General features: G+C 66.6%; 7 protein-coding genes and 1 pseudogene. All 8 read right to left on the bottom strand.

Annotated elements, in window-relative coordinates:
* Positions 1-335, bottom strand: a 335-nt coding sequence (locus ACRDP3_RS26490) for a hypothetical protein (RefSeq protein WP_431519536.1), incomplete at its 3' end; no start/stop codon positions are given.
* A gap of 19 nt (positions 336-354) precedes the next feature.
* The gene (locus ACRDP3_RS26485) at positions 355-573 is read right to left on the bottom strand and encodes a DUF397 domain-containing protein (RefSeq protein ID WP_431519535.1); all 219 of its coding nucleotides are present in this window, start codon (positions 571-573) and stop codon (positions 355-357) included.
* Positions 570-1,388 (bottom strand): helix-turn-helix domain-containing protein, encoded by an 819-nt coding sequence (locus ACRDP3_RS26480; RefSeq protein WP_431519534.1) that lies wholly within the window; start codon positions 1,386-1,388, stop codon positions 570-572. Before ACRDP3_RS26480 ends, ACRDP3_RS26485 begins: the two co-directional genes overlap by 4 nt.
* 1,206 nt (positions 1,389-2,594) lie before the next feature.
* Positions 2,595-2,981 (bottom strand): Imm50 family immunity protein, encoded by a 387-nt coding sequence (locus tag ACRDP3_RS26475; RefSeq protein WP_431519533.1) that lies wholly within the window; start codon positions 2,979-2,981, stop codon positions 2,595-2,597.
* Between the two features lie 14 nt (positions 2,982-2,995).
* Positions 2,996-7,636 carry a putative T7SS-secreted protein gene (locus ACRDP3_RS26470; protein ID WP_431519532.1) on the bottom strand — a complete coding sequence of 1,547 codons (4,641 nt, stop codon included), beginning with the start codon at positions 7,634-7,636 and terminating at the stop codon, positions 2,996-2,998.
* On the bottom strand, positions 7,636-8,277 hold the full coding sequence (locus ACRDP3_RS26465; protein WP_431519531.1) for a hypothetical protein: 642 nt from the start codon (positions 8,275-8,277) through the stop codon (positions 7,636-7,638). The genes ACRDP3_RS26470 and ACRDP3_RS26465 overlap by 1 nt, the downstream gene beginning before the upstream one ends.
* Positions 8,274-8,753, bottom strand: coding sequence for a hypothetical protein (locus tag ACRDP3_RS26460; protein WP_431519530.1), 480 nt, complete (start codon positions 8,751-8,753; stop codon positions 8,274-8,276). Before ACRDP3_RS26460 ends, ACRDP3_RS26465 begins: the two co-directional genes overlap by 4 nt.
* 55 nt (positions 8,754-8,808) lie before the next feature.
* Positions 8,809-9,078: pseudogene (gene nhaA, locus ACRDP3_RS26455) on the bottom strand (Na+/H+ antiporter NhaA); the annotation flags it as partial.

Here is a 9,078-nt window from a genome sequence, read left to right as displayed (position 1 = left end):
TGGACGAGCGTGGGGGCGATCAGCCATCGCCCGTGTCGCGAGATCACGCGGACCTCCGCGTTGCCGAGCGTGACGCTTTCCCCGCCCACGAGAATCCTCGGCGGGCCGCCGAACGGGTCGCGCCCCGGCTCGAAGCTGCAACTCTGCCAGCCCCGTGTCGCTGCCCGCCGATGATCCCGGCACAGCACGCCAAGCGCCTCGACGAACTCCTCTGAGACTTCCCCCTCCGGGAACGCGTGCGGCTGCTCCAACCAGCCGACGTTCAGCGCATCGACGCTTTCCGGGATCGAGCCCGCGAGGTGCTCGTACGGGGTCAAGTCCGCGTACCAGGTCATCAGTCCGGATCCGGGTTGGTCAGCCCACGCCGGACTCGGTACCGCGTACCGCCGCGACGAAGGACGACCAGGATGCTGCCGGTACGACGAGGGCCGGACCTTCGGGCTTCTTGCTGTCGCGGACGGGGACGATGCCGGGGAAGCCGTCAGCGACCTCGACGCAGTTGCCGTCCCCGCCGTCGCTGTAGCTGGACTTGCGCCAGGCGGCGGAGCTGAGGTCGGTAGTGGTGCCGTTCACGTGTGCTCCTCCAGGATGCGCTCGACGAATGCCACCGAGTCCGGCGGTGACAGTGCCCGGTCTCGGATCTGATCGTAGGACAGCCGGTACGCGTTGACCTTGGCGGCGTCCTCAATCAGCTCACCGAACTTGTTGCCTTCGAGGTAGGCAACGGCGCTGCCGTCCGCTTGCCACAGCAGTGACAGCGAGCCACCCATCAGGTCATGAACTCCCGCTGTGAACGGGAGGACTTGCAGCACGATGCACGGCTGCCCCGCCGAGACGACGAGATGCTTCAGCTGACCGCACCAGACTTCCGGGTCCGCCGCGGACCGGCGCAGCACACTCTCGTCCAGGATCACGCGGGTGTTCGGTGCCGGATGGCGGTGCAACAGTTCCTGACGACCCACGCGTGCGGCGACCTGCTCCTCGATCTCCCCTTCGCTCAACAGCCCCGGGGCCGCCGAGAGAACTTCGCGGGCGTACTCCTCCGTCTGCAGCAAACCCGGCATGACCTGCATGTACTTGTGCATGATGACGGCGTCGGCCTCGTACCGCATGAACGCCTTGTACTGAACCTTGAACACTTCGCGGTGAGCGAGGCGCCAGAGGCCGACGAGCAGATCACCCGTCCTGTAGTACGCGTCCAGGTCAACCATCACCGGCCGCTTCGAGAGCCGGTCGCCCGACTCGAGACGGCAGAGATAGCTCTTGTCATAGGACGTGTCCTCCGCGAGCTGCCCCAGCGATTTCCCCGACCGCTCGCGCAGCATCTTCAGCGCGCGGGCCAGCGTCGACCGCCCGGACTCCTCTTCTTCGGCAGGCTGTTCGCCCATCTCAGTCCCTCCCCGTTGTCCCGTGTGCAGACAACACCGCAGCTCTGGCGGGTCCCGGCTCCGTACGGTGAGGATTCGAGTACACCACGTAATCAACCTGATTGGTGGGGCTGTGGACAACTTCGAAGGGAAGGTTCTGACATGCCAAAAGCAGGCCGGGAAAGTGCACTTGGCGTCCTCGCCGAGCGGAGGCGGCGTACGAAGAGCTGGCGGAGGCGCTCGCACGCTGCGGCGTCACCCTGCCGTCGCTGCGCCTGGACGCTGCCTCCTGCGCGGCCCCCGCGCCACGACCCTTGCTCGACCTCGGCCGCTGCAACGTCGACACCGCCTGGCAGCTGGCCGAAGCCCTGCGCCCCGACAGGGTGGAACCCGGGTGCTGACAATCAAGGTCTACCGCGTCCACCCGGACGGCACCCGCACCCAAGTCCTGTCCCACACCACGGTCCGCCCTCCGGCCGACCCCCTCGAACACCCGCCCATCACGGTGGGATTCCCACCCTGCCGCTGCCCGCGCTGCGGGCAAGCGACGAAACTCATGGGGTGCTGACGGCAACCCTGTGGCACCGGCCCGGAGCACGGAGAACCGGTTCTCAGAGCTCAGGTGGGCCGGTCAGCTGCTCACTCCGCAGAGGAGAGAGGGAGGTACGCATCGTGGGTGGCGTAGTGAATGACTGCGGCGCACTTGTCTTCCAGCGTGGGGTGCGCTCCTTGCCACCATTGGCTCCATACCCGCAGCACGTCGTTCACGAGGAAGACCTCAAGGAGGTACCGGGTGCCAGGAGGTGCCTCGTCTTCGGCCTCCACCAGTACTACCGAGGTATCGCAGTTCACGGTCCCTTCTCCACGAGTGAACAGGATGAGGTCCTCATCGACCGATTCAATGCGGTGGAGCACTGATGCGAGTGAGGAATCAACCCCAGATGGAAAGGCCAACTATGCCTCCTGCCGTTAGCCACTCTCCAGGTCCACTTCCTAGATACTTCCGACCATGGGGGTCTGGTTTTCAACGTGCACTGCCAACCTCATATGCGTGTCCCTGTATCGTTCGCAGGTCTGGGTCATGGTGATAGTGCCCCTGGCAGCCGAGCAGCTTTCCGTTTCGCGTCCGGTCCATGCGACCCAGTGAGTCGTCGTAGCTTGCGGCATTCGGTGGGGCGAGTTCCTTCAACTTGGTGAAGAAAAGATTGACCACTTTACCGAAACGCCTCAGTCGTTCACGTACGCCGTCACCTTCGAGAGGATGGCTGCGTCGGCTGCGAGATGCAGGCGGAACTCTGGAGAGTCGATCGAGATCCGAATCGAATCGGTTCGAGTGATCTCGATATCAACAATCGGATCCCGTCCAAATCCTTCCACCGAAATATCTCGTGCTCCAACGAAGGTGATTTCTGCTTGCACCGTGTTGAAACCTTGGGTCCGCCATTTCGCAGGCGGGGAAGTCGGGTACGTGGGGAGATCGATTCGGATAGTTACCTGTGGCCCGTCTCTGGACAGAGTGACCTCATGTACCCGCGTCTCGCGCAGCTCCGGTGGGTCCCCTCCGAAGACCCTCTGAAGCGCTGTCGCATCTGCCAACGTCGAGGTCCATGACATCTCTGAGCTGCTCCTCAATACTCATAGTGCTGAGCGGTCCCTGGAACTTTACCTGTCCTGGGGTTCTCGTACGGCCTGACATTGAAGTGACGTCCCTGGTCGCCCACTCCTCCTTCGTGGAATTGATGACCTGCAGCGTGATCCTGAATTATTACTTTGCTGCCGTCCTCTCTCGTGAAATGGTACTCGCGTGTTTGAATGGGCTGCTTACTTTGGTCAAGGACCGGATTCCCCCACTTATCAGTCATCGGTACATGTCGGACGTCGAGCGGCTGTTGCGTCCCAGGAATACCAAGATCACGCTTCGCTCCTCGGAAAGCCGCGCTGCGACTCGGAAATTCTTTGTGTGTTTGTGGGCAACCTTCTGGGGCCAAGCCGAGTGGGTCGGTCCAGGTGTGGGGGTTGTGGACATAGGTGGCTGGGTTGGGGGCTGGGGTGAGGCCGAGGGGGTCCGGTGAGGTGTAGCGGGCGGTGGCTGGGTCGTAGTGGCGGTGGAAGTTGTAGTGGAGGGCGGTTTCGGGGTCGTAGTACTGGCCGGGGAAGCGGAGGGGGGTGTAGGTCGTGGCGTCGGTGTTCCAGGTGGTGGTGCCCCAGAGGGTTGTGCGGGTGCGCCAAGCGATGTCGCCGCTCTCATCGAGGAGTTCGGTGGGTGTGCCGATGAGGTCGGTGATGATGGCGAAGAAGCGGGAGTCGATTTCGCGTTGGGTGGTGGCGTTGGTGATGCGTTCGGTCTGGGTGAGGGGGCGTAGGCCGTCGTGGTCCCAGGTGAGGGTGACGGGGTTGGGGAGATTGGGGGCGGTGGTGGTCTGTTCGGTGAGGGTGGGGCCGTCCCACGTGAAGTCGACCTGTTCGGTGACCGCTTCACTGTCCATTCCTAGGCGTTGTTTGGCGATGCGGCGGCCCAGGGGGTCGTAGCGGTAGTGCCAGACGGTGCCGTCGGGGGTGACCACTGAGGTCAGGTGGTCTTCGGCGTCCCAGCTGTAGCGCCAGACGTCGGGTTTCTTCGATAGCCGTGTCTTGCGGCGGAGTGTGATGCGGCCTGCTGCGTCGTGTTCGTAGCGGATCGATCCCGCCGAGAGCAGTCGGGTGCCGCTGTAGGCGCGTTCGCCGCGTGCCTCTGTGCCGGCGTGCTGTGCGGGCCAGTTCGCTCGGGTCTGGTTGCCCGCCTTGTCGTAGGCGTAGGACTCGCTCCAGCCCTCGGCGCGGACTCCCGTGACGCGTCCTACCGCGTCCAGGTCGAAGACGCGGGGGCCGTTGAGTTGGTCGTCGATGCCCATCAGGTGGCCGTCGGGGCGGTAGGTGTAGGCGCGGTGCTGGACCGGGGCGGAGGTGGGGCCGGTGACGGTTTGGGCGGTCAGGCGGCCGGCCGGGTCCCAGGCGTTGACCATGTCCATGGTGCCGGCGATGCGGCGATGGGTTTCGCGGCCTGCCGCGTCGTGGGTGAAGTCGAGGGTGTGGCCGGAGGCGGTGAGGGTGGTGCGGTTGCCCACCTCGTCGTAGGTGAAGGAGGAGACGGCTCCGGAGGGCGTCATGCGGCGGGTGCGGCGGCCCAGCGCGTCGTAGGTGTGAGTGAGTGCACGGCCGTTGACCAGCTCGGTCTTGATCCGGCCCAGCTTGTCGCGCTGGAGGAGGAGTTCGGCGTCCGGACCGACGGCCTCGGTGAGGCGCCCTGCCGGGTCGTAGGCGTAGGTGGTCGCCTGGCCGTCGGCGTCCTTGCTGGTGATCTGGCCGAGCACGTCGCGCTCAAAGGTGACGCGCAGGCCCAGCGGGTTGGTGCGGGAGGCCAGTTGTCCCGCGGCGTCGTGTTCGTAGGTGAGGGTGCGGTCGTCGAAGTCGGTCTCGGATAGGAGACGTCCCGCGGGATCGTAGGCGTAACTCCAGCTCAGGCCGTGCGGGTTGGTGACCTGGGTTAGGCGCAGTTCCGTGTCGTGGGTGAATTCGTGGCGCACCCCGTCCGGACCGGTCTGGGCCGCCAGCAGATCGAAGTGGGTGTACTCGAAGGTGGTCACCCCGCCGCCCGCGTCCACATGGCGGGTGCAGTTGCCTTCGCCGTCGTATATCCACGACTCGCCCGATCCGTCAGGGTCGAGACGACGCGACAGCTCCTCAACCGTCCAGGAAAGACGAGTCGTGCCCTCCAACGGGTCCACGACCGCAGTGGGGCGGCCGAAAGCGTCCCGCGCATATGTGGTGACCGCGCCCCCCGGGTCGGTGATCTGCACCGGGAGACCTGCCGGGTCGCAGCGCACCTGAACGGTGGAACCCAACGCGTCGGTGACAGCGGTGAGATGGTTCTGCTCGCCGTAGGCGTAGCGCGTGGTGTGACCGGCCGGGTCAGTGACTGCTGTGCGGTTGCCGCGCTCGTCGTACTCCTGACGCCAGCAGGCACCGTCCACTCCGGTAATGGCCACAGGGAGGCCGAGGTGGTTGTACTCCGCCTCGATCGTCTGCCCGTCGGGACGTGTGACTGCCTGGACCTCGCCGACTTCCCCATACCGGTACCGGGTGGCGCGCCCAAGCGCGTCCGTACGGGACAGCAGCCGGTTGTAGCGGTCCCACTCGCTGCGTGTGGTTGCTCCAGTGGGTTCGGTCTCGGCCACGACCTGGAGGCGGTCGTTGACCAGGTAGCGCCAGGTGTGACCGAGGGAATCCGTCACCTTGGTGATGCGGTAGCCCGTGCGCTCGTCGACGCCCGAGTAGTCGAAGGTGGAGCGCATGTGGCCTTCGGTGCCGGACTGCCAGACGCAGCGGTCCTCTTCGTCGTAGGCGAAGTCGAAGTGGCTGCCGTTGGTGTCCGTCCAGGACGTCATCCGGCCCGCGTCGTCGCAGCCGAACTGCAGCGGCAGGCCGGAGGAGTTGGTGACGGACGTGAGATGGCCGTCGGTGTAGCCGTAGCGTTTCAGCTGCTGGTCGGTGCCGTCTTCGGCGGCCCTGGCGAGGTGGAGGGCGGTGATGCGGCCGTTCTCGGTGGTGAGTTTGAGGTGGTACCTGCCGTCGTGGACGACGCTGGTCGGGGCGCCGTCGGGGGTGTACTCGAAGTTGATCCGGTGGTCGTTTCGGTCCGTGATCTGCTCAAGCAGTGCTGTGCCGTCGGCCCCGTCGGCCCCGCCGGCCGGGCCGGTGAAGTGCCGGACCTGGCCGGTGTCGGGGTCATTGAGGATGTAGTCACCCTCAACCGTGCGTTCCAGCGGCCAGCGAGGGCCGGTCACCGGGAGGGTAGGAACCTCTGGTGCGGGGTGAGGGTAGGCGAGCAGCAGGTTGTCCTCGCCGTGGAAGATGACGCCCTCGGCGTCGATTTCCAGGCGTTGATCGATGGTGCTGGACCAGGTGGGGCCGAACCAGCGGCCCGCCCGGTAGGAGGATTCGAAGCCGCGTCGGAAGACGAGCGGCAGACTGCCCGGCAGCGAGACGTCGGTCTGGCGAAGCACCATCCGACCGGTGGCGAAGTCGACCGGTTCGCGGCCCTCTCGCCGACAGGCCGGTTCGCGACACTTGTCATCCGGCTTGTCGCCGACATCCTTGCGTCCCGGCGTCTTGCTGTCCGGGAGGTGCTTGGCGACCGTGGCGACCTTCTTCACCGCGCCCAGGCCCCGGGTGCCGAGGAGTTCCGGGATGAGGCGGCCGATGCCCTCGGCGGGGTCCTTCTTGAAGGTGTCGTACATCGTCTTGGCCGTGCCCACCGGGTCGTTGGCCATGCGGACCAGGCCCGCCGCCGTGTTGTTGAGCGTCGTCGCGTACTCGGCGGGGTGGGTGAGGTTGTACGGATCGGTCGGGTTGACGCTGCGGACGAAGGTGAGGACGCCCGCGGTGCCCTTGATGATGCCGCCCTGGAGGTGTTCGTAGTCCAGGGCCAGGCCCACGAGCCCGTCCTTGACCTGCTCGGAGTAGGACGGTTTGTCCGGCGCCGCGTCGCGGGCCGCCTGCACGGCCGTACGGGCGGTGCCGGACGCCTCGTTGCGCTGGCGGCGTGCCTCGTCCAGCTTCTCCTGGGCCGCTTTCATATCCGCCGCGCCCGGATCGGTCTCGCCCGGTTTGGCGGGCAGGCTGCTGGGGTCACGCTGGTCGGCGGGCTTGGCGTTGTAGGTGTCGACGGCGTCGTTGTAGGCGGTGCGCTTGGACTCGTAGCCGTCGGAGGCGTCCTTGCCCTTCTTGTACTGGGTGATGGCCTCCTTCGCCTCGCCCTGTGCCCACTGCACCGTGCCGGCGAAGTCCTTCAGCGCCGTGGCCGCCTTCTCGCACGCGTCGGCCGCCTTGAACCACTTCTTCGGCTCGACGGCGACCTTCTCCCGGAACGCGTCCGCGGCCTTGCCCTTCATGTGCTGCGAGTCGAGGCCCTTGAGACCGTTCCCCACGTTGGTGAACGCGGTCTTGAAATCGGTGAGATGCCCGGCCGTGGTGCGCAGCTTCTCCGGGCTGCCGTGGACGAGCTTCTTCTCGTCGTCGGTCTGCCCCAGCTGCAACTCCCCGACATCCGCGCCGAGTGCGTTGGCGACCGAACCGCCCTTGTCCCGCACCCAGTTGGCACCGGAGTGCATGCCCGCATCGTCCATGCGGTCCGCGGTCCAGTCGGAGGCGTAGTCGACACCGTCGCCGACCTTCTCCACGGTGTTCTCGGCCGCGTCCTCCCACGAGTCGGGAACCAGATCCCAGCCCATCAGCCTTCACCCCCGTCCGCCTGCTGCTGTTTGGCGCGTTCCTCAGGAGAGGGGCCGAAAGTGTCGTCGATGGCCTGCTGGCGCTGCTCCTCCGTGAATCCCGCCTGGTCCATGAGGAACTCGTTCTGCGCCCCGCCCATCCCCTCGGTCGACAGGGCCCGGCCGGTGTCCTTCCAGGTCTGCCCCATCTCCGTACGGGCGTCCTCGAAGGACTTCGCGCTGAAGTCCGGCATGTTCTGCGCCGCGATCTCGGAGTAGTCCATCTTCGCGACCTCCTCCTCCGTCGCATGCGGGTTGCCGAACAGCGCGTTGGCCCCGACCTTGAACGTGCCGGCCCGGTACTGGTCCTCCTCGTAGAGCATCCCGGCCGCCAGGTTCAGCCGTGCCGCCAGCGCGTTCGCGTCCTGCACCAGCGCCCGTACGCCCCACTCCCAGCGCTCGCAGAAACCCTCGAAGTCATCGGCCAGGCCACCGTCCCCGGCCTCCATCTTCGACAGCGTCAGCTGCTCGAAACCGCTGCCCTGCATCGAGCCCGTGGCGTCGGCCCCCGACTCCTTCAGCTCGCCGATCGCCGACTTCAGCCCCTTCTCGATCAGGGCCAGCGAATCCTTGTCGAGCTTCAGGTCCCCGTCGCCGCTCACCGGCCGGCCTCCCCGTCGCCCGTGATCTTGTTGCCGTCCTCGTCGACATCGAGGGCGACCGCGTCCGGCACGATGCCCGCCACCGGCGGGAACATCATCGAGCCGTCCTCGTCCGCCACATCCACCGCGACTCCGGCCGGGCCGTCCAGCTCCGGGATCATCGCGTCCAGCAGCCGGGCGCCCAGCACCGTCACGAACTCCCACGCCTCGTCCGGGGCCGCGCCGCGCGCCCGCGCGAAGCGGGCGAGGGGAGCCTCGTCGGTGAAGGCGTAGATCCACCGGACGCCGCCGTACTCGGCCGACATGAAACCCCCGTCGGCCACCGGCACCAGCACCGCCGTACGCCGGAACTCCCCGATCATCTCCCGCGGGTCGCCCACCCCCGACCGCACAGCCGCGATCTGCTCCGCCAACTCCACGACGTCCCCCTGCTCGTCCCGTCCCCGCACGATGGCCTCATCAGACGGTACCGTCATCGAATCGGGTGATCACAAGACGAAATGGGGACGCTGTTGCGAATCCCTGACGGTTCTACGACGCGTCCTCGTCCCGGTCGGACTTCGCTTCCGCCTCCGCGCGCGCCCGTTCCGCCGCCCGGCGCGCCGCCTCCGTCGGACGCCGTTCCGCGTCCTCCGGCTGGTCGATGTCGGGGACGGTGTCCAGGTCCTCGTCCTGGGTCTCCTCCTCCCACAGCGCGCGGTACTTCGCGTCGCGGGTCTTGAGCAGTACGCACGCCACCGCCGCCGACAGCAGCGACCCGATCAGCACCGCCGCCTTCACCAGGTCCATGGTTGCCGCGTC

The organism is Streptomyces sp., assembly GCF_050698815.1.
Taxonomy (GTDB): domain Bacteria; phylum Actinomycetota; class Actinomycetes; order Streptomycetales; family Streptomycetaceae; genus Streptomyces.
The sequence above is the reverse complement of the archived record's forward strand: the minus strand, read 5'-3'. Positions and strand labels throughout refer to the sequence as shown.